Here is a 24812-nt window from a genome sequence, read left to right as displayed (position 1 = left end):
TAATATTTATAGTAATCTGCTGTGTGCAGGATTACCCCATAACTCTTGCCATCGCTCTCTTGGTGGCTACGAATTCCTCGATGAAGTGTTCTTCTTCCTTCTGGACCTCTTTCTCATATTCCTTGAACTTCTTCTCCTTAAGCTTATCGATGGAGGACGTCTCCTTCTTCGCCTCTACGACCTCTGCCCGCTTCTCCTCTTCCTTCTGCTGAAGCTTCGCCAGCTCTTCGTATTTCTTACGTATCTTTATGCCCAGGGCGTCCAGATAATTCTCATAAGTATGGATATCACTGATCTTCATGCCCTTCATCCGGTTCTCCCTGAACTCTATACAGCATTCCCGGTGCTCCGCTTCCATCCGTTCGATGGCATTCTCACATTCCCTGACCTTCTGCAAGATCCTGGCATGCTCCGCCTTCAGGCCGTCAAGCACCTGCTCCTTATAACTAAGCACCGTATCCAATGAGAAAAAGAACTTCTTCATCGCAATATCTCCTTCATGATCTCTACGGACTGATCCCTAGAGAAACTCTCGTCAATCTTCTGCATCAGAAATGCATTGACTCTGTCGATCCTTGCTATGGCATCGTCAAGCCTTGGATTCGTCCCCGACTTGTATGCCCCGATAGAAATCAGGTCTTCATTCTTCGCATAGATACTCAGGATATCCCTGAGCCTCGCCGCCGCCTCTTTATGCTCCTCCGGGACAATATTTACCATAAGACGGGATATACTGGCATTCACATCGATCGCCGGGAAATGATTCTCGTTCGCCAGCTTTCTTGTCAGTACGATATGCCCGTCCAGAATACCGCGGACGGTATCTGCCACCGGTTCATTGGTGTCGTCGCCTTCTACCAGCACCGTGTAGATGCCGGTGATCGATCCCTTCTCGAACTTCCCGCTCCGCTCTAAGAGCTTGGGAAACTCCGCGTAGATAGAAGGGGTATAACCTCTTGCCACCGGCGGCTCTCCGGTAGCAAGCCCGATCTCACGCTGCGCCATGGCGAATCGGGTGAGAGAGTCCATCATCAGCAGGACATCCTTCCCCTGATCCTTGAAATATTCCGCGATCGTCGTCGCGACCAGCGGACACTTCATACGCAGCATGGCCGGCTGGTCCGAAGTCGCGACCACAAGAATACTGCGCTTCATCCCTTCCGGACCAAGATCCTTCTCTATGAATTCGCGGACCTCACGGCCTCGCTCTCCTACCAGCGCGATGACATTGATATCCGCCTTCACATTCCTGGCAATCATGCCAAGCAGGGTACTCTTGCCCACACCGCTGCCGGCGAATATCCCGATACGCTGCCCCTTGCCGACGGTGTTCAAGCCGTCTATGGCCTTCACTCCGAATTCCAGCGGATCCGTGATGGGCGGACGGGTCAGCGGATTGATATATGTGTTCTCAACATAATAGTATCTGGAAGACGGCAGAGGGCCTAAGTCATCCATGGGATTCCCGGTAGCATCAATGATCCTTCCTCTTAAGAACTCGCCCACCGGTATCTTAAGCCTCTTCCTCGTGTTCCTGACAAAGCTTCCCGCCGAGACCCCGTTCAGGTTCTCGTAAGCCATCAACTGCATCTTATCTCCCCGGAACCCTACAACCTCAACCGGAATCTGCCGATGCTTCTCTTCATTATAAATCATGGCAATATCACCGATGCTGGCACGGTTTCCTGAAGACTCCATTGCCATACCGATGACATTCTCTATTTTCCCTATGTAACTGATCGTCTCAGCCTTCTGTATCATTTCCGGCAATTTCGAAAACATGCCTTCTCACCTCGGTTATACTCTGACATTATTCAGGATGTCCTTGATGTTCTCTAACTGTGTGCCTACGCTTGCATCTATGATCTCGTCCGGGAGCTCTATAATACAGGTTCCCTCTTCACCATTATCCATCGTAACGATCTTAATATTATCCGACAGGCGGGACAGCGCCTCCAAAAACTCCGCATCCACCTCCATGGATACGCCGGCGCTGCACTTGGTAATGTATATCTTCGCCCATTGCTTCTTCGTGATCTTATCCGTAGCCGCAAGGATCATCCTCTTGATGATATCACTGCTGGACTGCAGGCTGGTCTGAACGATCTTCTCCGCTATGGCAAGCGAGATCTTCCTCAGATCATCCACATACTGCTCCAGAAGCTTCTCCTTCTCTATAGAGACACTCTGCAAGACCTCGGATATATTATTCTGAAGTTCCCTGACCTCTTCGTCCAGTATCTTCCTCTGCTCGTCATATGCTTCGCGGATCCCAGCCTGACGGCCTTCCTCGTGCCCTTCCTCGAACGCCTTGCGGCGGAGATACTCCGCCTGCGCCCTGGCGTCGCTAACAAGAATCCTCGCCTTCTCTTCTGCCTCTTCAAGCATCGCTTCAATGGCAGCCTGATCTATCTGCGGCTCTTCTTCAGCTTCCTCTTCTTCCCCGTCATCCTCTTCTTCCTCGCTGTTAAGCCGGTTGTCGATCCTGAACCCCGCGAAAAAGTCATAGGGCTTTATATCCTGTTCTTTCTCTGGTTCTTTTACAATCCTAGGCAATGATTTCATCCTTTCCGCTCTTAACAATAATCAGCTCTCCGGCTTCTTCTAACCTTCTGATCACGCCGACAATACGCTGCTGAGCTTCTTCTACGTCTCTCAGACGTACATTGACTGTAATCTCAAGATCGGACCGGATACTCTCAGCCATACGTGAAGATACGTTGGAGAATACAAGCTCTTTGATATTCTCGTCGGAACCTTTGAGAGCGTATACGATATCCTTGACGTCGCATTCGCGGATGAATCTCTGGATCGATCTGTTGTCCATAGATACGATATCTTCGAATACGAACATCTTCTTGCGGATCGTCTCGGCAAGCTCTTCGTCGCTCTTGCCCAGTTCGTCGAAGATGTACTTCTCGTTCGCCCTGTCCATGTGGTTCATGACGTCTGCTATGTAATCAATACCGCCAACCGTAGTGACGTCTGTAGTAACCATACCTTCGAAGCGCTTCCTTAAGGAATCTTCCACAACCTTGATGGCTTCCGGAGACGCGCTCTCCATTCTGGCGATCGCCTCTACCACCTTGATCCGCTTCTCCTTGGGAAGCTCACCGATAACTGCGGAGGCCTGATCCGAATCCGCATACGCCAATACCAGCGCGATCGTCTGCGGTCTCTCATGCTGCAGGAATGAGATCAGATTCTTCGCATTGCTCTTGCGGATGAATTCGAACGGCCGGATCTTCAGAGACTTCGACAGCTTATCCAGCAAGGACTGCGCCGTGCTCTCACCGAACGCCTTCTCAAGTACCGCCCTGGCGTATTCCATACCGCCGTCGGTCACTACCTTCTGAGTCAGGCAGGTCTTATAAAATTCATCCAGCACCAGTTCCATCTCATCCGGGCTGATGTGACCTAACTTCGCCACCTCTATGGTCAGCCTCTCGATATCGCTCTCACTCAGGTGCTTATAGATCTTAGATGCCTTATCGGCTCCAAGCGATACGATGACCGCTGCCGCTTTCTGCTCCGGCGCCAGCTTACTCTCTCTAGTCTCCTCCATCTCCTACACCCCCATTCAGCCAGTTCTTCAGAAGCTGCGCAGATATCTCCGCGTTCTGTTCCGCGAATTCCCTTACGCTCTGCTTGAGCTGCATTCCTCTGTCGTTCTGGATCTCCTGGATCTCATCATTGAGATCAAGCACATCCGGCAGCTCTTCTCCCTCTTCTTCCTCTTCGATCAGTTCTTCTTCCTCTTCTTCATCCTGTCTGCGGCGTCTTCTGATTACCAGGATCACGATCACTGCGATCAGTACCAGAATCAGCGCAATACCTGCGATGATCGCCCACAGCGGTATATTCTCAAGAATTCTTCCGGAGGAAGCTTCTTCTGAATCATCATCACTGTCAACACCGTCGAACGGAGCGCTCACGATCGTAATCTTCTCTTCCTGTACGTCCGCCGCGATACCGGCCGCATTCCCTACCAAGGATCGGAGCTGGTTCTCTCTCAAACTTCCGTATCCATTGCCATTGATCGCAACCGATACCGTCAGATCATCCAGGTTGCCCGGATCGATCTGCCCCTGCTCCGTCACCTCATTGACCAGGTAATCCCTGACTGTACTCTCACTATATGCGCCGGTCCCATCGGTGGTTCCGTCTGTGTTATATTCTGTCGCGTCCGCGTTGGTCTCTGTCCCCGCAACGCCTCCTGCTCCGTCTGCTCCGCCCGTCTGCTCATTATAGAGCTCTTCATGGCTTACGATCCCGCTCTTGTCCTCCGCGTCGATCTTATCAGGAGTGTTATAGGTCTTCGATTCACGGACCAGCTTCTCCATGTTGACCTTCGCCTTGGCCGACACGCGGACATTCTCATTACCATATATAGGCCCCAGAACCTTCATAACATTATTCGCGATCGCATTCTCCAGGATCAGAGCAAGCTCATCCGCCGTTGAACCGCCGTTCAGGCTATTGTTCTCCGCATTCGAAGAAATATCATTGCCGTTGCCGTCGAACACGGCCACATCCTCAAGCTCCATCTCCGGAATACTCTTCGACACGAGCCGCTGAATCGCAACCGCCTGCTCCGCCGTAGGAGAACCGCCGTCTTTCATAGTCACGACCGCCGTTGCGCTGGACTTCTCTCCATCGTCATTCAGCGCATACCTGCTCTCTTCTCCAAGAGCGATCGTTACCTTAGCGTCCTTCACTCCGTCAAACAAGCGGATGGTAGCTCCGATACGGTCCTGAAGCTCATAGAGCTTATAGGTATTCTTATCCGAATCCGTCGTCAGCATCCCCGCGTTATCTTTGAATGTATCATATGTAAATCCGCTCTTCGGATACCCCTCCTGAACCAGGGTAGCCTTAACCTGATCCACCACATCCTTCTTAACCATGATCGTGGATTCTCCGTTAAAGCGGTAATCTATTTCATCTTCCTGCAGCTTATCAACGATCTGCTGCGCCTCTTCCTGACCCAGCCCCGAGAACAACTCTGTATACGGCCGGTTGTTCAGGACAACCGCGATCACGATCGCCGCCGCGATCAGAACAACCACCCCGGCGACCACCAGCGCGATCGTCTTCCGGCTGAATCTGCCTACAAATTCTTTAAACTGTCCAATCTTTTCTTTCATGATCCACAACTCTCTTCTCGATTTTTAGTGCCGCATAATTGCAGCAAAAAATATCCGCCCGCACACACCAACATAATCCATATAATCCATACCAGATACTCTGACATCTCAGCAAGGTATCTGGTATGGATTATACATGCCTACAGGCTGATACGCATAATCTCATTGTAAGCTTCCAACGCCTTTGTTCTCAAAGACACCAGCATATCTACCGCAAGCTGTGCCTCTGATGATGCAATTCCAACTGTATGTGGATCCTCAATCTGTCCTGTCGCCAGAAGATACTGCTGCTTCACCAGCGTGTCCTCTGTCGATCTTACATTCCCTATCATCTCTTCGAAAATAGACTTGAACGCCGATATCCCTTCTGCCCCCTCTACCTGCGCGGATACGCCGGTCCCCTGTACTTCAGACAGGCTTCTAAGAGGCTGGATCGGGGTTATCTTCCCGGTCAAGTCCAGCGGTTGTATTGGAGTGATAAACATCTCTTCCATAATATTATGTCAGTCCTTTCCTAAAAACTATCCTGTACAAAACAACTATTGCGACTTAATCGCACTCTGGTATCTCTTAATGTCGTTGGTAACCGTCTGCAGAAGATATTGATAATGCAGCGTCGTCCTTGCCATCTTCGTATTCTCAACATCTGCATTGACATTATTCTCATCTACTCTTCCCGAGCTGTCCCAGCTATACTGCAGGCAGTCCGCCTGCTCGATCGCCTGACGCATCGTCGCGCTGTTCTTCGTCTTGCTCGCCGCCTGCAGGCGTCTCCGATAAATATCTTCGAAGGCAACATTCTTATTCTTATAGCCCGGCGTATCTACATTCGCAATATTCGACGCGATCACTTCCTGCTTCTTCCAGAGAAAATCCATCGCTTTATGCGCCATTGAAATTGTATTTCCAAACATCGTGTCACCACTTCCTCATAATATATTTTCTTCTGCCTTATTTCGCTAAAAAATGACATCATACAGCCATTCTCATTCATTATATCGCTCATTTCGCAAAAAGTCCACACTTTTCGTACTGTTTTAGTAATTTTTCAGGCCGGGAATTCCTTCCAGAAGCTCATATATTATTTATATATTCCCTCAAACGCTTCTGTTATAATTTCTTACTTATAGAAAGAAATTATTCCCGTCCGAATTGTCCGAAGACCAGTTCAATGTACTCAGAGAGCTGACTCTGCTGAGCATCTGAAGTCTCATCATATCGACAAAGTACTGTGCGTTCTCTTTCGTCAGATCATATGTACTCTGCAGGGACTTACTGCCCGCTGCCGACAGATATCCCGAAGACAGCCCTACCTGCAGCCAGTCCTGATAATTCAGGCTTGTACCGGATAGCTGGCGCGAATCCCCGTCTGCGCTCTCCGAACCGGATGCGCTTTTTTCTACTGTCTTGCCCGTAGTCAAGTCACCGTTCATATAACCTTTGATTCTGCTGATATAATTCCTCGTCTCCGCGAAAGGCGGGACCCCTCCGTATTTTGCAACGTTCCCGCTTCCTGCATTGTATGCTGCCAGCGCCAGTTCTATGTCTCCGTTATATTGATTCAGCTTCTCGGCTATATATCGTGCGCCCCCCATGATGTTGCTTCTTGCATCAAAGGGATCGTCAACGCCGAGCGCCCTGGCCGTGGAAGGCATCAACTGCATAACCCCCTGGGCTCCGGCAGGTGAAACCGCATTGGCATTAAAGCCTGATTCTGCCTTTCCGATGGCCTTCAGAAGATTCAGCGGTACATTGTACCGTTCTGCCGCTTCCTCGAAGATCGCATCCATGCTCTCAGATCCAGTCTGTATCTGTGCCGCTTCCCTGCCTGCGGACGCTCTCCCGGCGCCGTACACGCTTCCGCTTCCCGCTGCATCCCAGACCGTGTTCCCTCTTAATCTCTGCAGGGTGTTCATAAATTCTTTCGTAAAGCTCTGATCCGACACTGCCGCCCGGCCCGCCAAAGACGTCCCTTGATAATCCGCGCCGCCCTGTATCTGATTCAAAACACTGCTCATATACTTGTACCAGTTCTCATAAATTGTATAGTCTACTGCCATAATCTCTGTCTCCCGGCTCTTGCCAAAATCATATACCCTTAAAACCAATCTATTGTTTAACATTATATTTATACCATTTTTAAGCCCCAATGAAAAGACATTTTGTTTATTTTTTTTCGTTTTCACATATTTTCCATATCTTTTTAACAAATTCCAACAAAATATGGTACAAAACCAGCAAATCAGATATTTACATTCAAGCAAAATCGTAATAAAATAGATTTATACATTGTATTTTTATATTAAAGCAAATAGGAGGAATGAATCGTGTTAAAAAACTTAAAAGTGAGGAGTAAGCTCGCTCTCTCATTCGGCATTTCGATATTGTTCTTTATTATCGCAATTGTCGCGGCGAACATCGGACTGAGCAGTGTACTTGGCGGACTGGAAGATTTCTATGATACGCCGTATCCTATGGTGGAGTCTTCTCTGGAAGCACAGACCTCCACACGTAAGATTCAGCTGAACATGTACCGCGCCGCTGTGGCCACTGATGATGCAACAGCCCAGGCCTTGCTGGATGAGATCGACGGGGTAGCAGCGAAGATGAATACCGCCCTTGATACTCTGAGAGAATCTTATAAAGGTGATCCGTCACTGCTGACCACACTCAACAATGCCGCGGATGACCTTGCATCCGCCAGACAATCCGCCCTTGACTACCTCACCGCCGGCGACAAGGATAATGCCATCGTCGTACTGAACGGTGAATACGCTCAGGCCGGAACTGCCTTTTCCGAGATTGTCGACAAATTTATCGCGGCGGCACAGACTGAGGCTGACACGTATTATGAGTCCGGACATTCGATCAAGAATATTTGTACATGGATCCTGCTTGTATTGGCCGCATTCTGTCTTGTCTTCACCGTATTTATGGCCCTTAAGGTAATTCGTGATATTACTTATCCGATCGCCGAGATCGAGACAGCCGTAAAAGCAATGGCGAAAGGCAACATGCATTCGGAGATTCATTATCAGTCGAAGGATGAACTCGGCGTCCTGGCCGATAATCTTCGTTTTGTTCTTAAGACATTGTCAAGTTACATAGCGCATATCTGCAGCCGGATGGATTCTATGGCGGACGGAGACTTAAGTATCTCCATGGATATGGACTATCTCGGGGAGTTTGAGTCTATCAAGCATTCCGGCAATAAGATCCTGGAGAACATGAACGACGCCATGAGCCAGCTCCATCAGGCGTCCGACCAGGTAGCAGACGGATCCGAACAGGTATCCAGCGGCGCACAGGCGTTAAGCCAGGGCGCGACAGAGCAGGCAAGTTCTGTAGAAGAATTGGTTGCAACCCTAAGCGAATTATCCGATAAGGTTAACGAGACCGCTCATAATGCACGCAGCATCAACGAACAGATCACCCTGACAGCCGCCGAGATCGACAGCAGCAACCAGATGATGGAATCTATGATGGCTGCCATGACGAAGATCAACGACTGCTCCAGCGAGATTGAGAAGATCATCAAGACTATTGAAGATATCGCATTCCAGACTAACATCCTGGCGCTGAACGCCGCCGTCGAGGCTGCCCGTGCAGGAGAAGCCGGCAAGGGCTTCGCGGTAGTTGCGGACGAAGTAAGAAGCCTTGCTTCCAAGAGTCAGGAAGCGGCGAAGGATACTACCGCACTGATCAGCAACTCCTTAGCTGCCGTAACCGAAGGCAATCAGATCGCGGCCGATACTCAGAGTTCTCTGGTGAAGGTAGTTGCAAGCTCCCAGAAGATCGCAGCGAATATGGCTTCTATTACAGAAGCTTCCGATATGCAGGCAGAAGGGATCCAGCAGGTTACCGTCGGTATCGACCAGATCTCTTCCGTTGTTCAGACCAATTCCGCTACAGCCCAGCAGAGCGCTGCTGCCAGCGAAGAATTATTCAGCCAGTCCAGCCTGCTTAAGAGCCTGGTAGGACGTTTCCGTCTGAAGAGCATGGCAGCGCCTATGGCAGCGTCCGCTCCGGCGCCTGTGCCGGCTGCCCCGGAAGCTATGGCTCCGCTTACGGTAGAAGATGATTTTGATCCATATATTCCGGAGACGCCTGCCCCGGAACCGGAGAGAACCGGATTCAAGAGTTCATTCGTGGATGATATGGCGAAATATTAAGATAATATACAATCTTATACAGAGGAGGCAGCGGCTTATAAGCCGCTGCCTCCTTTTCAAGTGCAAAAAAACGAGGATCGTTAAGTCCTTGCCTTTTCTTAGAAATTATTTATTTTACTGCGGAAGACAATAATGGGTGTTCTTGCCCTTTCCTTCTTGGATAAGCAGACCCTTTTCAATCAATTTTTTTAGCAGCCGTCCGCATGATGACTGACCTATACCAAGCAGTATTTCTATTTCTTTTCTTGTAATAAATCCCCGTTGCTTTGTCAGAGCAATCACTTTTTCTTCTGGTGTGCCTTTCTCTGGATTTACTTGCATTTGCCTTGCGGGTTCAGGCATTGCATTCAGATTAGGGAGAGTAATTTTAAATGCATTATCAGATGTTTCAATCTGCGGTATCATTCCGGTTCCCTCATACGCTTCCATGATTTTTATAATTCCGGTTCCATAGGCTTCTATCAATTCCAAACGGTAAAATACATTTGCCAGTTTGAAGTTCCGACAGACGGAAATACCCATTGTTACATCTTTTAAAGACACACCGCTTACCAGACCACCAATAGAGGTAAATTCAAGTCTGTCTGCATAAAGGCTGATGAAAGTACTGGCGCGGAATGAATATTCACGATGCACAAGAAGATTCAAAAGAGCTTCCCTGACTGCTGTTTCCGGATAATCCCGTCTGTCAATACGATATAACTTATCAAAGGTTGAGTGTGTCTGATTACGGAAATCAATAAAATCATATGCTTCATCCATCTGCCGAAACAAGGAGCCGGAGAATTCTCTCCGATCCTTAAATTCACTCTGCGTTGTACCTTGAAAAACAGCGGCTTTAATTGTATGCACACACTGATCCGAAAGCAGTAACCCCAAGTTTGTATAGACACCATCCTGTGTTACCATTCCCAATGTTTTCATTTGTGTGAGACCAAACTTTACATTTCGTTCAGCAAATACTTTTTTTGCACTTTCAAAGGTTAAATTTTGTTCCAAAGACCGCATTTCTTCAAAATGATCTCCGTCAGTTTCTTTAATCATGCGACGGATTGCAGTATTTGTAGCCGGAACAGAGGAATAACCTTGACGGACATAAACGCCTTCAGGACGCAAGCCTTTTTTGGCAATATAATATGGTCGCTCTGTTCCCTGCTGAATATCAACTGCAACGATTTTCTTTCCATCTACCGTTACTGTTTCATAATGAAGAAACATCGTCAGATCCGGTTTAATTGCATCTCGAACCATATTGCTGATTTGCAAAGAAGTTTCGTCTGGGTTATCCAGTCCTGACACAGTTCCGTCATCCTGAACGCCTATATACAGTTTTCCTCCCTCACAGTTTGCAAAAGCAATGACTTCTTTTTTAATATCCTCCACTACAATTGCTTTTAGTTCAACCGTTTCGCTTTCCTGAAAAATCAATTGACCGCCTCCTGATTTTATTCTACCCACATTCTACTCATTCTACTCATTCTTGTCAATCATTTTGTTAGAATGACATCAACTGTTTTTCTTAAGACCTGTTTTTTCAGCCTTATCTCGTAGATAACAAAAAACCCCGAAAAATCGGGGTTTCTGAGAGGCGCAGACCGGATTTGAACCGGTGAGTCAGGGTGTTGCAGACCCATGCCTTACCACTTGGCTACTGCGCCTAGCTATGAACTATAAGCACTTAACGGTTGCCTTTTAACCGCTTACGTGCGATGACTCCGACGGGAATCGAACCCGTGTTACCGCCGTGAAAGGGCGATGTCTTAACCGCTTGACCACGGAGCCATAACGGTCTCACTTCAAGTGCGACCGTTGTCTATTCTAACACAACCATCTGGCTTTTGCAAGTATTTTTTTACTTCATGACCGATTCTATCTCTTCGACCGTCCTTGGAATATCCGCCGAGAGATTCCTGCATCCCCCCGCCGTGATCAGACAGTTGTCCTCCAGACGGAAGCCGATTCCCCATTCTTCATGATAGATTCCGATATCCACGCAGAACACCATGCCTGCCTCTGTCACTGCCTCTCTCGCCGACACCATATCATGCACATCAAAACCGATATGATGCGCTCCGCCGTGCCACATATAAGTCCCGATCTCATCATAGGAACAGCACACTCCGGCTTCCTTCAATTGTCCGTAATTATATTCCCGAATCATCTTATCAACGTCCGGCATAGGTATTCCCGGCTTTAAGATCTCAAACATATGCTGTGACGTCCGGTACGCGCATTCGTATAATAACTTCTGTCTCTCCGAATATTTCCCGTTGCACGGCCATCCTCTGGATACGTCCGTCACCAGATGATCCCACCTGACCCCGACGTCGTTCAACACCATATCTCCGTCTGCCGCTTTGCCCCTGTAGCTGTCATAATGGATACAGAAGTTATTCTTTCCCGCACTGATAATAGATGAGAAACCAGGCTCCAGCACACCGTGCTGAGCCAGAGCATAATCATACTCGGCTTTATACTGGTATTCGTACATTCCTGGCCTGGAGTGTTCCATCATTGCCACTATTCCTGCCTTCGTGATCTGTTCCGCACGTTCCAGAGCTTCTATCTCACAAGGCTTCTTGATCAGACGCATCTTCTTAAGTATCGGAAGAGAATTCCTGATCTCCATCTCCGGGTATCCAGTCTCTATGTACCGCCTCATCCAATCTGCTCCGTTCCAATTCCTGCGTCCCTCTTTGTGATCCAGATCCAGGCAGACCGAACGGATCTTATTCTTCCTGATCGTATCGGCAAGGCAGGACTGCCATTCCTCCAGATATCTTATATCGTTGATCCCGGATACCTCTGCCGCCCTGTCAGGCTTGATCCTCGCTCCGTTCCACCTCTCTTCGAATGCATCCGGCGGAAGGATGAACAACTTCTCAGTATACCCCTCTTCTTCTTTGCATAAGAACAGAATACTGTCTCTCTGCTCTATTCCCGTCAAATATACAAAATTCCGGTTTGCCCAGAATCCATAATCATCATCCGCTGACTTACGAAGCAGTTCACCGCTTAAAAAAACTGCCAGTTCACCGGGATTCATATGTTCTGCAAATGTCCTTCTGTTCTCCAAATAAAATATTGCTTCCATGAATTATCGCGCTCCTTCTCAGATATAAAAAAACCACCGCCCCCGGAGCCATTCAAAGTCTCCAAAAACAGTGATTTTGAGTGCGCGATCAGGGGCTCGAACCCTGGACACCCTGATTAAGAGTCAGGTGCTCTACCAACTGAGCTAATCGCGCGGAACTCTTATTTTCTTTTTGCATTTCCTCAACGCAAGTAATATTATATAACAGTTTTCATGATAATGCAAGAGTTTTTTTCAACTTTTTTCACTTTTTTTAAATTTTTTTCATATCCCTGCTTTTTTCCCGCTTTTTCCTCTCTGTCTGGCATCTTTCGGGCGTCTTCGGATTCTGCGTCCCGTCTTAGGAACGCAGAACCGAAGACCCTATAGCAACATATAACGTGCATCAGATTATGTCCGCCATAATCTCATTCTGTAATCGGAAGATAAGAAGAGCAGCAATATAATCACAATGTATAGATCGGGCGTACCGGTTCACAATTGATCCGCAAGCTCTCTCAACGTGCGGTCAATATTGTTCCCATGAACATACAGGATCTTCTGTCCCTTCTTCCTCTCGCTCATGATCTTATAGTATAGCCCGTGCTTTAAGATATCTGTATTCACAATAATATACTTCTTATTATGGAGCACCGCCGGATCAAAATGCATATGGTCAGATTCCAGGAATTGGCTGTTAGGAAGACAGCGTCTCATCTTCCTCTGCCAGTTCCTATGTCCGCCGATCACGATGCTCTTATCCAGCTTCCCGATCCTGACCTCCTTATCCTCTTCCTTATCTTTCTCAGTCTTCATCCATATTCCAGAACGATCCCTGCCTGTACGGAACTCTTCTTCTGACCGCTTCTCCTCTTCTGTCCTCTCTTCCTTCCTGCGGAGTATGCAGCTTTGCAGTTCCCGAAGCTCTGCTTTGTCTTTCTCATGCTTCTCCTCCCTCTTAAGTGCTTCTCTTTTCAGCCGCTCTATCTGCCGCTGTGCTTCCGCAAGCTTACATTCCCTGTCCTTCCCTTGCCGTTCTAATCCGCAGATCTTCTGTTCCAGCCTGCGCTTCTCATATTCAGCACTTTTTAAGGTGTTTTCCTCACATTCTCTGCGGTATCGGACCTCTTCCGGTACATCATTCTCATACATTGCCTCGATCTGCTGGATATATTTGCACAAGGTCGTAACCAGAAGCAGATATTTGTACCGTTCCCAGTCCTTCTCTTCGAATACGGCACACATGACCTCCGCCTCCCATTTCTCCAGACATAAGCCGTACAGCGCCGCCGTCTCCAGTCCAAATTGTCCGAGCAGGCTTTCCAGCCGCCTCCATAACGCATTGTTCTCCTCGTTAATATCCTCCAGGAATGCACTCACATAATAGGCGCCCGGATTCCAATGCTTCCGCAATAGCTCACGGTATATCCTCTTTCCCTCGGTCATATCGGTTTCCTGACCCGGGCTTCTTAAGCGGTCGTCCTCATATCTTTTAAGCATACAGACCACCTGGCAGAACTCATAATCCTCTGCGATCGGAACGGACAGGTCTTCTGCGATCACCATCTGAACCACCATCCGGGATAGTTCCAGTTCCATCGCAAGCCCCTTGCCCAGAGAATCCCGATATTGCTCCCCTTCCAGGCAGTCAAGCTTCTTGATCACATTCTTCAGCGGACGGTATCCGGCATAGATAATATCCATGATCCCGCGGTATCTCTCCTCATTCCCGCCGTCACCGCCGGCTCTGAGCAAGAGAATCAGACCGGCCGCAAGCTTCGCCGCCCTTCTCTCCGTCAGCAGGAACTTACGCAGGTATGCCGCAGCATTATACTCTGACCGGCGGAACGCGTCTATACAAGAGTCCGCGCAATCCTCCGCAATCCTCTCCAGCATACTTCTGCAGCGTTCATTCCTGACGATCGCGTACATAAGGAACGGTATCACATCTACCCGCATCTCCTTAAGATGCATCATCTCAATCGGTTCTAACAGCCTTTGGTTCACCTCTGTCAACTGCTCCCCGGCGCCCTCCCGGAGACCTTTCCCGAACACATCCTCGTAGATCTGTTCCCTCCGCTCCTCGTCAAGCTCCATCCTCACCGCCACGACTCCCCGGCCTGTGTCTTCGACCGGAAGCAGCTTATCCCGGCGCATCGTCTCCGCGACGGCTCTCGTCAGCATCTTCGAAGAGATCTCCGGGGTATGAAGACATCTGTCTACAAATGCCGCCTTCACATTCACCTTGCAGCATAATCCGTCATATATTATTCTGTTTCTTTCCATTAAAAATCCTCCCGCGTTACAGCCTGTTGAATACTCTGTGACATTGAAATAATCCGGCGACCTGCCGTAGATAAAATGAACTTCTAAGAATATACGAGACTCATATATAATTCTTTGATGTGGTTATTCTAGCACATCTTTTTTGACGGTTCAAGAAAAACCGTTCGACAAATCTATCTGGGAATGGCATATTCTTCCCCGCATTTACATATATTAGTACAACGGACAGTATCGTAATATACCGCTGTACCAGAAAAGGGAGGCCATTCATGCATATTAAGAACATTATAAAAGCCTGCGGCATACATCTGAGAAAATATATCGCTCCCCGGGACATGCCTTATGCTCTCGCAGCGATCCTGCTTGGCTTCCTGAATCATTTCCTCTATCAATTAAGCGGAGGGTCTGCCTTCATAGCCCTGATCTGCCCTATCAACGAATCCGTCTGGGAGCATTTGAAATTATTATTTTTCCCGATCCTATTCGTATCGGCGGCGCAGTATCTAAGATACCGCCCGGAGGCCGTGCGCTTCTTCTATCACCGTTTCCTTGCCGCCATCTGTGCGGTGGGCGCAACGATTGTCGTGTTCTATACCTATACGGGAATGATCGGACGGAATTTCCTTGTCATGGACATCCTGACCTTCGTGTTCAGCATCTTCTCCGCGTTCGCTGCAGATGCTTATTTCTGCCGCAGATGCACAAGAAGGACCTCACAGGCAGCAACCTTCTCCCTGTGGATCCTTGTCTCTTTGTGCTACTTTGTATTCACTTGTTTTCCGCCGGATATCCCGCTCTTCTTCTCGGCCCAGGGATAGTTACGGGTTAAAATCCTGATCGATATCAGATAAGGATAAATTTTTATTTTGCAAAAATGAAACGTATCTTGCAATTAGAATTTGCATATGCTATAATGCCAGTAGGCAAAGAAATGTGGAGAATTCCATGTAGGCAAAGAACGAATCCCCCGACCGTAGTAGCGTACAGTCGAGGGATTCTTCTTTTCTTTTTACAGTGGCAAAGCATCCACTAGGCTATTTGTTGCCCTTGTCGTGCCTGTCTAGCCATTTGCTGATGAGGTGGCAAACCACACCTGCTGTGACAGTCACAAGAAATGTGAAGAATAACTCCATGCAAAACACCTCCTCCCGTTGCCGGGTGTAGGTTGGACAACACAAGTATTATAACATATCCATAGATAATCTTCTATCTCTATCTTAAAAGACCTTCGGATTGCGGTTGACACAATCCGATGCTTGCTATCACTGTGGATGCTTAAACCTTTCTTACTCCTACTCTTCCACCACCGCGCTGATCTCCGCGTTCGCTGCAGATGCCTATTTCTGCCGCAGATGCACAAGAAGGACCTCACAGGCAGCAACCTTCTCCCTGTGGATCCTTGTCTCTTTGTGCTACTTTGTATTCACTTGTTTTCCGCCGGATATCCCGCTCTTCTTCTCGGCCCAGGGATAGTTACGGGTTAAAATCCTCTATTACTTCTGGACACGTTTTCTTCTGGAACTGTATACCATGGTATAACCCGCTGCCGCGGCACATAAGAGCAGCCATGGATATACCGCCGTATAGTCTCCGGTCTTTGGACTTCTTGTTGTGACATTACTGTTTGTGTTCACCGCAGATGCAGCGCCATTCTGGTTCGTTCCTGCCGGCTTCAGATTCTCCGGCACATTTATCTGGGACATAGCCTGATCTGATATTACAAGCAGATAATCGGATGCATGGCTGAACACCAGGCTTACATTGCCCTCTGAATCGATCTGGCCTGCGTCAATGAATACAAGCTTTCCGTTTTTGTCATGATAATACAGATTGCCATACTTTCCTGCATGCTCTGAACCAACACCAATACTCAGTGTCGCCTTGAAGCCGAAGTCACCTTCATGTGCAAGAGAGATCTGCAGACTTGGATTATCGCCTGCAACGGCCGTTACCGTTGAACCCGGGATATTATTCGTATTCTTGGTCACCTTAAGATCGGTACGATCCCTGTTGTATATAGTCTGTATATCTTTGCCGTTGATCGTCCAGCTATATCCGTCCATCAACAGAACTACATTCACATCCTTCCCTTTTGCAGCCTGCAGGATTTCCGTCGGCACGGAAGTCCATGAATTCATATTTAACTGAACGGTCTGTCCCGGCGTTGAACTATTGATCTCTTCGATAACAACACTGACGGCTTTGTCGGGATACTTTATATCTCCTGAGGTTGAACCAGAAGTTGATCCTGACGGGGTTGACGGATTGGATGGCTTGGATGGTTCAGCCGGTTTCTTGATTACTTCCGCGCTTCCGCTGAATGTCATATTATTATTAACAACAAATGTTTCATCCGGCGCCTTGCCTTCCTTCCAGGTAACCTCACCCAAACCTTCAAATTCAGTTAACGCAGTAACAGTCTCTCCCTTTTCCGCTACCTGGCAAAAGATTTTCTCTTCATCACCTGTATTGATGAGGTACCGAACCAGGCAGTTCTCGTATGTGGCCATCACCAAAAAACCCTCTCCGTTTTTTACCGGATCGTTCCCGTTCCATATTATACCAGGAAACCATCCCTTGAATCTCAACCCTTCATAAGACGGCGGCTGTTCTGATTTAGCTGCCAGACCATATCCTCCATAAACCGTCAGTCCTTCTTCCGCAAGCATAGCCTCTCTTTCTGTAAACCACTTGCCCGTCTGATCATAATATTCCCGTACTATCTGTATCCATGTTCCCTCAGCAACCTTTGCCTTCAAAACAACTAAATGCTCAGTTTCTTTCTCTGGGATTACTTCATCTTCTTTGTAAGGAAGTATGTCAGGTTCCCATTCGATAAATGAATATTCCTCTGAAAAATCGTCCGGTACAAATTTCTTGATTTGCTTCAAAATATTTCCAAAGACTTCTCCCTGCTCAAACAAGAATAATCTGTCTACTCTTCTTCCTGGATATATATATCTTGCTCGTATAAAGCTTTTGTCATATTGCGCAATGATATTTACCGTTCCAGAGTGTTTTGAGAGCTCGAAGAACTGCGTATTTTCTGTAACTTCTATTCTTCCCCCTTCTTCCTTCCAACCAATCTGGGTAAGTCCCTCATAATCAGATTTCATTTCCGGAAATATGACCCCAACTTCTTTCAACGACTGACGGCGCTGTACGTTTTCCTTCTTAACCTCACCGACAGTGTAGTAATTCCCTTTCTCATCCAATGCCGAAAAAACAATATTCACATCAAATGCCGAATCATCATAAGTATCACCATCATAAATATACACATAATACGGATCTGTTCCTTTATCCGGAAATTCATTATTTGTCCATACTTGTCCAATTTTAATATAGTCAATATACCACTCACAAGGATACATATCTTCTGTTGTCAGGCTTCCATGATATTTGAAATCTTCTCCCAGCGTCAGCGTCACTTCAACAGGTTCACATTCATCTGACGCTGCCGCAGCAAATATAACCTTTCCGCTTTCCGGCAATTCCACATCGCTTTCATTAGCTACACCTATTGTAATCTCTAATTTTTCACCCTTTTTTATCTTCTGTCCGTTCTTATCCAGCACAACAGATGCAAGCTCCAGCTTTGAGTCCATTTTAGATTCATTTTGCTCCAGTTCCTTTTTGCTTCCCGAAACCTTCTCTTCTAACTCATCTGTCTGCACATCTGACTGATTACCAGACTCTTCAGGTTCACTATCCTTCCCGTCAGTCTCAGCCTCATCTTTATCCTCAGATTCCGGCTCGTCCTCTGTCTCCGGAACAGAATCATCACCTGCATCGACCGATTCATCCGAACCATTCTCAGCGTCCTTTTCAACTGTATCCGCAGCTGTTCCATCGCCTAATTCATCTGCATAACTGCTGACAGGCCAAACCAATGTAACCAGCATCGCCAACAGCAGTGCAAAGACAATCTTTCCTTTCATTTGTCTCTTGCAAACTCTCATTTTTCTTTTCCTCCATAATACCTTTGTTGCTGAATTATATTTTATCCTCTACATAACTTCACTTGCACGCATTCCTCCTTCCCGTTGATATGATAGCGAGCAGCTCCTACTCTTCCACCACCGCGCTGATCTCCACGGACGACACGCTGTCTCCGTTCAGACCGATCGCAAGCTCTGTGTCCCCGCTCTCATAGACCAGCTTAGCCGCGGATTCTTCCGAAGCCTCTCCGTAAACGTCTGTTACCTCATCCTTCGTGCTTCCGATACTGATACCTTTGTCGGTGGACACCGTATCGTCCATGAACACAACGGACAATACATAATCCTTGTCTCCGTCAGGATAAGTATTCAATTTAAAGCCCGGATAGGTATACACCTTGTCGAGTCCTTCGAAAGCACAGCTCTCAGATTCAAAGTATTCATCTGCTTCGCCCAGCCCTTCAATCACCTTGGATGCGTCCGCACCCATCTCGATCTTCGTGGACCCGCTGGTGAATGAATAGCCTCCGTCAGACGCGCCTCCTTTGTCCGAACCGCCGCAGGCGGTAAGTCCGAACACCATGGACAGCGCTGCTGCCGTCATAATTCTTCTCATGTTTCTCATTGTAATCTTCCTCCTTTTCTTCGGTAGCGCCCCCTCGCCTTCGCTCGGCGGCATTTCGTCGGAAGGCATCCTAATAAATGCTTCGCATTTGCCTTCCTCCTTTTCTTCGGTAGCGCCCCCTCGCCTTCGCTCGGCGGCATTTCGTCGGAAGGCATCCTAATAAATGCTTCGCATTTGCCTTCCTCCTTTTCTTCGGTAGCGCCCCCTCGCCTTCGCTCGGCGGCATTTCGTCGGAAGGCATCCTAATAAATGCTTCGCATTTGCCTTCCTCCTTTTCTTCGGTAGCGCCCCCTCGCCTTCGCTCGGCGGCATTTCGGAGGAAGGCATTATAAAAATGCTTCGCATTTGCCTTCCTCCTCTAATAACTCACGATTTCTCCATATTCTGATAATTCTTTGCGCTGAACGGCTTCCATATAATCATAGAACTGGATTTTTTCAGCATATACACTCTGATACTCCGGATCTGCTCTGTGATCCGTAAGCTCGTAATTCTCCTTCAGATATCTTCCAAAGTAACTGGTAAGTTTCTCTGCGCCCGTCAAGTTCATGTGCAGCCCGGCGTCATATGTATCTGTGTTATAGTCGATCCCTACTTCCGAAGCCAGCTTCTCATAGTTGAAATAATCAAGGCCGTATTGTGCCGCATATGCGGCGATCTGCTCGTCCCACTCGTCATACCAGTGGGGGAAGAGGCTCGGCGACTTGACCAGTACCAGTGCGATCCCGTTCTCTTCGCACAATGTCCGCATCTTGTCCAGATACCCCATGGCATTGCTGCCCAGCGTATAGTCCGCCAGAATATCCGGTTCCGGGAATCCTTCGGCAGGCCTTACATCCACCCGCATATAATAACCGTTATGGGAGATCTTATCCTTGCCAAACATATAGGTCAGGTCTTCCGCCGACAGATCGGACCAGCGGGAATGATACCGCAGGATCGGGAACAGGTAATCCAGAGTATTCTCCCTGTCCGTCATCGATGCCTTGATGGCGTCAAGCTTCGTCTTCGAGAATTCCATTCCGTCGATGGTCATACGGTTATAGGCTTCGCTCTGAGGTTCGTCATACTTGAGCGCCAGTACGTTGAATACAACGACCCTGGGCGTCTCGTACCGGAGAGTATCTTCCAGCATATAGTAAGACTGCCAGGCTAACTGCTGGGCGGAACCTCTGATATAACTGCTGATGCCATACTCCTCATACAGCGTGATGGGCGAGAAATTCTCATAGACCTCACAGTCTCCGACGAACAGCACCTCATGACCGGTCGTCTCTTCGTAGTATTCGGCAGTCAGCGCGCCCTCTACAATGTCGGACATATACTTCGGCATCAGAAGCCGCTGCAGGAAGAACAACGTAACAAGCAGGACCGCCAGGAATGCCGCCGCCTTGAAAACCCAGACAAATGATTTCTTATGCATTTGCCTCCCCCCCTCCTTTTAGAATTGATTATAGATAAATTGGCTCTGGTCGAATCCGATTCCATAGGCGCCGAAGATTATGACCGATAAGACCAGCACATAGAAGACCGCATATCTTACGATCTCCGGCGCGGCGAAGATTAGATCCCGCACACTGCCTTTCTTCTCCTCAATCAGACTGACTGCGAACAGCAGGAGCAGACAGACGGACAGCAGGGCGTAATCGGCTCCGGTAAGCCCTAATTCCAGGAATGCTTCTGTATGAAGCTCCGACAGGCGGAAATGTGTGAACATATTTCCGAACATGCGGAATGTAAGGGGTACGTCCCGATAACAGTCGAACATGCGCAGACTGCTCATCAGCAGGATCGTCCGCAGGATCTCAAACACACCATACCAGCGCTTATCTTTTACATGGAATCTGTTGTGGAACTTCTTATATAATGGCTCGCATTCCTGGGAGATCATGATCACTACGAAGTTCATCAATCCCCATACGATGAAGTTCCAGCTTGCGCCGTGCCAGATTCCCGTCGTAAACCATACGGCGAAGGAGGACAGATACACCGGGACACGTTTCCCGATGAAATCTCCGAACTTCGCACGGGAGGCTTTGGAGACGTTCAGCATCGGTTTGCACACGGAGATCGGATAGAAGATATAATCCGTGAACCAGGTCCCCATGGTGATATGCCACCTGTTCCAGTATTCTTTGATATTCTTAGACAGGTAAGGCCGCCGGAAGTTCTCAGCCACGGTGATCCCCATGGTCTCTGCGATACCGATGGTGATGTCGATCCCCCCGGTGAAGTCCGCATACAGCTCGAAGGCATAGAACATCATGCCCACGAATACGAACCCGCCCTGATAGGTGTCCGGATTCTGAATGATGGCGTTCACGGCAGTCAATATCCGGTCCGCGATCACGGCCTTCTTAAAATACCCCCACAGGATCCGATAGAGTCCGTAAGCAACCGTTCTGGTATCAAAATCATGCCGCTCATAGAGGGACTTCGCGAGATCGCTGTATCTGCTGATGGGCCCCTGTACCAACTGCGGGAAGAAGGATACGAACAATGCGAGCCTGAACAGGTTCTTCTCCGCCCGGCACGTTCCGCGGTATACGTCTATGATGTAGCCCATGGTCTGGAAGGTGTAGAAGGAGATCCCCATAGGAAGCACCAGGTCTACGAAGGAGATCTGCCCGCCGCTCCCAAACATCCGCAGGAGTCCGTTAAAATTAGCGATCACAAAATTCGTATACTTCAGCACCGCCAGGATCCCAAGGTTGAACAGCAGGCAGCCGAGCAGCCATTTCCATTGTCTCGCCTTCATGGAAGCCTTGTAAGCCTTCTTCTCTTCCCGGCTAAGGCTTCCCTTATTCGCCTTGATATAGGCGTCCTGCGTCTCCTTAAGGGCGTCCAGCCTGCGGCCTGTCATATAGGTAGATACCGTTGTAGCGCCGATGAAGAGAAGGTAAGACGGACTGGCTATGAAGTAGAAGGTATAACTGGCCGCCAGCAGGAACGGCCATTGACATTTTCTCGGGAGAAGATAATACAGCAGGAAAACCACCGCAATAAACCCGATAAAGCTATAGGATGTAAACAGCATGACAGCTCCTATTCATCTTCCAGCCGCACGATCAATTCATACAATGCCTGCGCGGAATTGAAATTATCCGGCACGATCTCCTCGGCAGGAATCACTACGTCATACTCATCATTGATCTCAGAGATGATGCTGACGATGTCAAATGAATCGATGATCTTGCCGTCCACCAGATCGGTGCTGGTCTCAAAGTCTACCTCCGGGTGCAGATTGGTCAGAATTTTCAATAAAGCTTCCATAATATTTTCTCCTTATCTTTCTTATATTTTCTTACTCTGTGCCATGTTTAGCAGCTTTACGCGGTCTATCTTACCGTTCGCTGTCAGCGGCATCTCCTCAAGCGCATACACCAGGTTCGGCGCCATGTATCTGGGAAGCGTCTTCCTGAGGCTGACCACAAGCTCCTTGGTCTGGGCGTCTCCCGTATAGAAGAGCGTGATCTTCTCTTTCTCCTTATCATAGATACAGCATGCGCTGCGGACACCCTCGAGCCGATTCACATGAACCTCGATCTCGCCAAGCTCGATCCGGTGTCCCATATGCTTGATCTGGTGATCCTTCCTGGACAGGAAGACCAGTTCCCCGCGTTCATTTCGCATACCTATGTCTCCCGTGCGGTAGATCCGCTCATGGTAGTATGGGTTCAACGGGTTCTGAACGAACACTTCATCTGTCTTCTCATGATCTCCGTAATACCCAAGTGTCAGCGCCGTACCCCGGATACAGATCTCGCCGGGATCCCCGGGCCGCGGCGCTCTATTATTCTCATCCAGAAGAAGGATCTCCGTATTCTTGAACGGCCGGCCGATCGGAATTGGTTCTCCTTCTTCAAAGTCCCGGTCGACCTCATAATAACAACTCATCCCGGTCGCCTCCGTCGGACCGTACAGGTTGATGAAACGAGCGTCCGGAAGAGCCTCTTTCCACAGACGGAACTGCCTGATGGGGAATACCTCGCTTCCAAAGGCAACGGTACGCAGATACTTCGGGATGATCTTGTCAAATGTCTTCGTGGACGAGATCATGGTAAGCGCCGAGACTACCCAGCAGACGGTATTGATCTTATATTCGTTCAGGAATTCCACCAACTTGACCGGGAACATGAACAATGACCTGGGTGTCAGGTAAGTGGTCGCGCCGCATTTCAAGCTGGAGAACAGCTCCTTTAAGCACGCATCGAAATACAGCGGTGCCTGATTGGCAAGTACAGACTTCTCTGAGATCTGCAATACCTCCGTTAAGTTCTCGACATAATCAATGACGGATCGGTGGCATGCGGCTACACCCTTTGGCACGCCTGTAGACCCTGAGGTGAATACGATATAGATCGGATCCGTATCGATCGCCGCCTCACGGACAGCGCCAAGCAGTCCGGGATCTGCCGATTCCCCGGCGATCTCATCATAGAGCAGCACCTCGCCGTCAAAATCACGGAATTCCTTCATCTGTTCACGGGTCGTCTCGTCACAGATCACGGCGCGCGGTTTCAGGTTACGGAAGATCAGATCGATCCTGAATGCCGGCATCTCCTCATCCATCGGCACATAGAAGCATCCGCTGTAGACTGCTCCCCAGAACGCGGCGATCATATGAGGATGCTTCTTCATATATATAACGACCGGTTCTTTCTGATAGCCCTTCTTCAGCAGACAGGTCCCGATACTCCGGGACGCATCGGATACTTCCTGAAAGGTCATCCCCATAGATTCATTTGCAAATGCAGTTTTATCAGGATATTTTCTAACTGTCTCTTCCAGATATTCTAATATATTTCTCTGCATGTTCTTTACTCCTTGGTATTATGTGATCAAATTCCGGTATCTCTCCTTAAGTCTGCCCCCGCATCTTAAGATGGATCTCTGGGCCAGGATCTCCATCACGTCCAGGTATCCCCGGCCGATCGGATGATCCCTCTTGATCAGGGAAAGCTCCGTACATCCCAGGATGATCACCTGGGCGCCCTGTTCTCTCAGATGTGAAGATACCCTCCGAAACTTATCTATATCGACAGGCCTTCCTGCCTTTACTTCTTCGTAGATCAATTCCATGACCGATTCCTGATATTCTCTCCTGGGGAGAAATACTTCTATACCCATCTCTTCTAATTCCCGCTGAAATATACGGCTTTGGATCGTCCCGTCGGTAGCCATGATGCCGGCGCTCCTGATCCGGCCGGCCCTAAGCTCAAGCCCCGTCTCCTGTATCGCATGGATGATAGGAACCGGGATATTCTCGGATAATTCTTCGTGAAAATAATGTGCCGTAACACAGGGAATACTGATACAGGCTACCTTCTGCCCGGCAAGCTTCCTGCCGATCTCAATCATATCCCAGACCGGATTCCTGCTGCTTACTCCCAGTATATAAGACGTCCGGTCCGGGATCTCCGGAGCGTTGTACACGATCATGGACAGATGGTCCTGATCCCTCTTCGCATCGGTCATCTGGATGATCAGTTCCATAAAATAAGCAGTTGCAATCGGACCCAGGCCGCCTATGATACCCAGTGTCATATTCATTTCCTCCTAAAGTAA

Annotated in this window: 21 protein-coding genes and 3 tRNA genes; 2 read left to right on the top strand and 22 right to left on the bottom strand. The window is 48.5% G+C overall.

What is annotated here, in order from left to right:
- Positions 1–31 precede the first annotated feature (31 nt).
- The 8 genes from fliJ to VSQ62_RS01505 all read right to left on the bottom strand — a co-directional run bounded on the left by fliJ (position 32) and on the right by VSQ62_RS01505 (position 7207).
- Positions 32–484 (bottom strand): flagellar export protein FliJ, encoded by a 453-nt coding sequence (fliJ, locus tag VSQ62_RS01540; protein WP_334632800.1) that lies wholly within the window; start codon positions 482–484, stop codon positions 32–34.
- Entirely contained in the window at positions 481–1782 is a 1302-nt protein-coding gene (fliI, locus tag VSQ62_RS01535) for a flagellar protein export ATPase FliI (protein ID WP_334632799.1), read from the bottom strand. The genes fliJ and fliI overlap by 4 nt, the downstream gene beginning before the upstream one ends.
- 15 nt (positions 1783–1797) lie before the next feature.
- Positions 1798–2565: a FliH/SctL family protein gene (locus VSQ62_RS01530; protein WP_334632798.1), complete on the bottom strand. Its 768-nt coding sequence runs from the start codon at positions 2563–2565 to the stop codon at positions 1798–1800.
- On the bottom strand, positions 2549–3565 hold the full coding sequence (gene fliG, locus VSQ62_RS01525) for a flagellar motor switch protein FliG (RefSeq protein WP_334632797.1): 1017 nt from the start codon (positions 3563–3565) through the stop codon (positions 2549–2551). The genes VSQ62_RS01530 and fliG overlap by 17 nt, the downstream gene beginning before the upstream one ends.
- Positions 3552–5147, bottom strand: coding sequence for a flagellar basal-body MS-ring/collar protein FliF (gene fliF / locus VSQ62_RS01520; RefSeq protein WP_334632796.1), 1596 nt, complete (start codon positions 5145–5147; stop codon positions 3552–3554). The genes fliG and fliF overlap by 14 nt, the downstream gene beginning before the upstream one ends.
- A gap of 140 nt (positions 5148–5287) precedes the next feature.
- Positions 5288–5644 (bottom strand): flagellar hook-basal body complex protein FliE, encoded by a 357-nt coding sequence (fliE, locus tag VSQ62_RS01515; protein WP_502957800.1) that lies wholly within the window; start codon positions 5642–5644, stop codon positions 5288–5290.
- Between the two features lie 42 nt (positions 5645–5686).
- Positions 5687–6061, bottom strand: coding sequence for a flagellar basal body rod protein FlgB (gene flgB / locus VSQ62_RS01510; protein ID WP_334632794.1), 375 nt, complete (start codon positions 6059–6061; stop codon positions 5687–5689).
- Positions 6062–6271: 210 nt separating this feature from the next.
- Positions 6272–7207, bottom strand: a complete 936-nt coding sequence (locus VSQ62_RS01505) for a lytic transglycosylase domain-containing protein (RefSeq protein WP_334632793.1) — start codon at positions 7205–7207, stop codon at positions 6272–6274.
- A 267-nt stretch (positions 7208–7474) separates the two neighbouring features.
- Between VSQ62_RS01505 and VSQ62_RS01500 the strand changes: the two genes are divergently transcribed.
- The gene (locus VSQ62_RS01500) at positions 7475–9319 is read left to right on the top strand and encodes a methyl-accepting chemotaxis protein (RefSeq protein WP_334632792.1); all 1845 of its coding nucleotides are present in this window, start codon (positions 7475–7477) and stop codon (positions 9317–9319) included.
- A gap of 114 nt (positions 9320–9433) precedes the next feature.
- Here VSQ62_RS01500 and VSQ62_RS01495 read toward each other — a convergent pair whose 3' ends face one another.
- The 6 genes from VSQ62_RS01495 to VSQ62_RS01470 form a co-directional block, all read right to left on the bottom strand.
- Complete coding sequence (locus VSQ62_RS01495) at positions 9434–10747, bottom strand: RNA-binding domain-containing protein (protein WP_334632791.1); 1314 nt, start codon at positions 10745–10747, stop codon at positions 9434–9436.
- 158 nt (positions 10748–10905) lie between these two features.
- Positions 10906–10977: transfer RNA gene (locus tag VSQ62_RS01490), tRNA-Cys, on the bottom strand.
- A 52-nt stretch (positions 10978–11029) separates the two neighbouring features.
- Positions 11030–11101, bottom strand: a tRNA-Glu gene (locus VSQ62_RS01485).
- Between the two features lie 70 nt (positions 11102–11171).
- Positions 11172–12413, bottom strand: coding sequence for an aminopeptidase P N-terminal domain-containing protein (locus tag VSQ62_RS01480; protein ID WP_334632790.1), 1242 nt, complete (start codon positions 12411–12413; stop codon positions 11172–11174).
- A gap of 81 nt (positions 12414–12494) precedes the next feature.
- Positions 12495–12567 (bottom strand) — tRNA-Lys (locus VSQ62_RS01475).
- Positions 12568–12887: 320 nt separating this feature from the next.
- Positions 12888–14678, bottom strand: a complete 1791-nt coding sequence (locus VSQ62_RS01470) for a hypothetical protein (protein WP_334632789.1) — start codon at positions 14676–14678, stop codon at positions 12888–12890.
- Between the two features lie 269 nt (positions 14679–14947).
- Between VSQ62_RS01470 and VSQ62_RS01465 the strand changes: the two genes are divergently transcribed.
- On the top strand, positions 14948–15496 hold the full coding sequence (locus tag VSQ62_RS01465) for a DUF6512 family protein (protein ID WP_334632788.1): 549 nt from the start codon (positions 14948–14950) through the stop codon (positions 15494–15496).
- Between the two features lie 675 nt (positions 15497–16171).
- Here VSQ62_RS01465 and VSQ62_RS01460 read toward each other — a convergent pair.
- From VSQ62_RS01460 to VSQ62_RS01425, 8 genes are all read right to left on the bottom strand, one after another.
- Positions 16172–18640 (bottom strand): hypothetical protein, encoded by a 2469-nt coding sequence (locus VSQ62_RS01460; protein WP_334632787.1) that lies wholly within the window; start codon positions 18638–18640, stop codon positions 16172–16174.
- 106 nt (positions 18641–18746) lie between these two features.
- Positions 18747–19244, bottom strand: coding sequence for a hypothetical protein (locus VSQ62_RS01455; protein ID WP_334632786.1), 498 nt, complete (start codon positions 19242–19244; stop codon positions 18747–18749).
- Positions 19245–19400: 156 nt separating this feature from the next.
- On the bottom strand, positions 19401–19589 hold the full coding sequence (locus VSQ62_RS01450; RefSeq protein WP_334632785.1) for a hypothetical protein: 189 nt from the start codon (positions 19587–19589) through the stop codon (positions 19401–19403).
- 13 nt (positions 19590–19602) lie between these two features.
- Positions 19603–20667, bottom strand: coding sequence for an SGNH/GDSL hydrolase family protein (locus VSQ62_RS01445; protein WP_334632784.1), 1065 nt, complete (start codon positions 20665–20667; stop codon positions 19603–19605).
- An 18-nt stretch (positions 20668–20685) separates the two neighbouring features.
- Entirely contained in the window at positions 20686–22281 is a 1596-nt protein-coding gene (locus tag VSQ62_RS01440; protein WP_334632783.1) for an MBOAT family O-acyltransferase, read from the bottom strand.
- An 8-nt stretch (positions 22282–22289) separates the two neighbouring features.
- A complete protein-coding gene (locus VSQ62_RS01435) occupies positions 22290–22517 on the bottom strand; it encodes a phosphopantetheine-binding protein (RefSeq protein ID WP_334632782.1) in 228 nt (75 codons plus the stop codon).
- Positions 22518–22538: 21 nt separating this feature from the next.
- On the bottom strand, positions 22539–24059 hold the full coding sequence (locus VSQ62_RS01430) for an amino acid adenylation domain-containing protein (RefSeq protein ID WP_334632781.1): 1521 nt from the start codon (positions 24057–24059) through the stop codon (positions 22539–22541).
- Between the two features lie 18 nt (positions 24060–24077).
- The gene (locus tag VSQ62_RS01425; RefSeq protein WP_334632780.1) at positions 24078–24791 is read right to left on the bottom strand and encodes an aspartate/glutamate racemase family protein; all 714 of its coding nucleotides are present in this window, start codon (positions 24789–24791) and stop codon (positions 24078–24080) included.
- Positions 24792–24812 lie beyond the last annotated feature (21 nt).

The organism is Sporofaciens sp. JLR.KK001 (assembly GCF_036941055.1).
Lineage (GTDB): Bacteria > Bacillota > Clostridia > Lachnospirales > Lachnospiraceae > Sporofaciens.
This window is presented reverse-complemented; position numbering and strand designations above follow the sequence as displayed.

Bases quoted from the DNA above. Each gene is read 5' to 3' on its own strand.
- VSQ62_RS01470 (WP_334632789.1), bottom strand. From the start codon at position 14,678: ATGGAAAGAAACAGAATAATATATGACGGATTATGCTGCAAGGTGAAT.
- fliJ (WP_334632800.1), bottom strand. From the start codon at position 484: ATGAAGAAGTTCTTTTTCTCATTGGATACGGTGCTTAGTTATAAGGAG.
- flgB (WP_334632794.1), bottom strand. From the start codon at position 6,061: ATGTTTGGAAATACAATTTCAATGGCGCATAAAGCGATGGATTTTCTC.
- VSQ62_RS01440 (WP_334632783.1), bottom strand. From the start codon at position 22,281: ATGCTGTTTACATCCTATAGCTTTATCGGGTTTATTGCGGTGGTTTTC.
- VSQ62_RS01450 (WP_334632785.1), bottom strand. From the start codon at position 19,589: ATGCGAAGCATTTTTATAATGCCTTCCTCCGAAATGCCGCCGAGCGAA.
- VSQ62_RS01460 (WP_334632787.1), bottom strand. From the start codon at position 18,640: ATGAGAGTTTGCAAGAGACAAATGAAAGGAAAGATTGTCTTTGCACTG.
- fliI (WP_334632799.1), bottom strand. From the start codon at position 1,782: ATGTTTTCGAAATTGCCGGAAATGATACAGAAGGCTGAGACGATCAGT.
- VSQ62_RS01530 (WP_334632798.1), bottom strand. From the start codon at position 2,565: ATGAAATCATTGCCTAGGATTGTAAAAGAACCAGAGAAAGAACAGGAT.
- VSQ62_RS01505 (WP_334632793.1), bottom strand. From the start codon at position 7,207: ATGGCAGTAGACTATACAATTTATGAGAACTGGTACAAGTATATGAGC.
- VSQ62_RS01480 (WP_334632790.1), bottom strand. From the start codon at position 12,413: ATGGAAGCAATATTTTATTTGGAGAACAGAAGGACATTTGCAGAACAT.
- fliG (WP_334632797.1), bottom strand. From the start codon at position 3,565: ATGGAGGAGACTAGAGAGAGTAAGCTGGCGCCGGAGCAGAAAGCGGCA.
- VSQ62_RS01435 (WP_334632782.1), bottom strand. From the start codon at position 22,517: ATGGAAGCTTTATTGAAAATTCTGACCAATCTGCACCCGGAGGTAGAC.
- VSQ62_RS01455 (WP_334632786.1), bottom strand. From the start codon at position 19,244: ATGAGAAACATGAGAAGAATTATGACGGCAGCAGCGCTGTCCATGGTG.
- fliF (WP_334632796.1), bottom strand. From the start codon at position 5,147: ATGAAAGAAAAGATTGGACAGTTTAAAGAATTTGTAGGCAGATTCAGC.
- VSQ62_RS01430 (WP_334632781.1), bottom strand. From the start codon at position 24,059: ATGCAGAGAAATATATTAGAATATCTGGAAGAGACAGTTAGAAAATAT.
- VSQ62_RS01445 (WP_334632784.1), bottom strand. From the start codon at position 20,667: ATGCATAAGAAATCATTTGTCTGGGTTTTCAAGGCGGCGGCATTCCTG.
- VSQ62_RS01465 (WP_334632788.1), top strand. From the start codon at position 14,948: ATGCATATTAAGAACATTATAAAAGCCTGCGGCATACATCTGAGAAAA.
- VSQ62_RS01425 (WP_334632780.1), bottom strand. From the start codon at position 24,791: ATGACACTGGGTATCATAGGCGGCCTGGGTCCGATTGCAACTGCTTAT.